This window comes from Halioglobus sp. HI00S01 (assembly GCF_001635445.1).
Taxonomy (GTDB): domain Bacteria; phylum Pseudomonadota; class Gammaproteobacteria; order Pseudomonadales; family Halieaceae; genus Halioglobus; species Halioglobus japonicus.
Window position 1 is genome coordinate 1 of record NZ_LWEE01000301.1, and the last position, 1,386, is coordinate 1,386.

Sequence of the window (1,386 nt, forward strand, 5' to 3'; positions counted from 1 at the left end):
GGTACAGAATCGCTATCAACGTTCAGCGAAACGGTGGCCTCGGAGGTATCGCCGTCGGCGTCAGTAATGATGTATGTGAAACTGTCCGGACCTGCGTAACCTTCGTTCGGGGTGTACTCAAAGGTCTCGCCCACTACCACCACAGTACCGTTGGTCGCGTCGTCACCCAGTGTGACGCTAACCGGCTGATCTGCACCTTCAATATCGTTGTCCAGCACATCAGCGAAACTAATGACCTCTGTGCTGTCTTCTTCAACGTCGAAGGCGCCATCGTCCACCGCTTGCGGACCATCGTCACGTACATCGATTTCCAGCGTGGCATCGTCAGTATCACCATCGCTGTCAGTTACGCGCACAGCGAAGCTCTCTGGCAGCGTATCTTTCTCCTCGACCATGGCGTCGTCGGTGTGCTCATCGGTTGCACCGTTGAGCGTATACGTCCAGGTGTAGTCGTCGCCGTTCTGGGCTACAACCAATTCACCGTATTCACCCTGCACTACGCCACCGGCAGTTACATCGATGTAGTTGCCGTCCTTGTCCTGCACTTCCAACTTGTCGGTAGTATCAGTGCCAGTGTGGGTGATATTGAAGTCACCGGAAGTGGCTTCATCGGGGCTGCCCGGGTTGCTGCCATCAGCCAGTGCTGATTCAGCCACCCAATCGCGCTCACCCGCGTATACCACAGACACCATCGGTACAGAATCGCTATCAACGTTCAGCGAAACGGTGGCCTCGGAGGTATCGCCGTCGGCGTCAGTAATGATGTATGTGAAACTGTCCGGACCTGCGTAACCTTCGTTCGGGGTGTACTCAAAGGTCTCGCCCACTACCACCACAGTACCGTTGGTCGCGTCGTCACCCAGTGTGACGCTAACCGGCTGATCTGCACCTTCAATATCGTTGTCCAGCACATCAGCGAAACTAATGACCTCTGTGCTGTCTTCTTCAACGTCGAAGGCGCCATCGTCCACCGCTTGCGGACCATCGTCACGTACATCGATTTCCAGCGTGGCATCGTCAGTATCACCATCGCTGTCAGTTACGCGCACAGCGAAGCTCTCTGGCAGCGTATCTTTCTCCTCGACCATGGCGTCGTCGGTGTGCTCATCGGTTGCACCGTTGAGCGTATACGTCCAGGTGTAGTCGTCGCCGTTCTGGGCTACAACCAATTCACCGTATTCACCCTGCACTACGCCACCGGCAGTTACATCGATGTAGTTGCCGTCCTTGTCCTGCACTTCCAACTTGTCGGTAGTATCAGTGCCAGTGTGGGTGATATTGAAGTCACCGGAAGTGGCTTCATCGGGGCTGCCCGGGTTGCTGCCATCAGCCAGTGCTGATTCAGCCACCCAATCGCGCTCACCCGCGTAGACAACCGAGACTGTT

1 protein-coding gene is annotated in these 1,386 nt (G+C 55.8%); it reads right to left on the reverse strand.

Annotation, left to right across the window (positions count from 1 at the left end):
- Positions 1-1,386 (reverse strand): Ig-like domain-containing protein (locus A3709_RS19635; protein WP_156507868.1); only part of this gene is annotated, 1,386 nt, incomplete at both ends.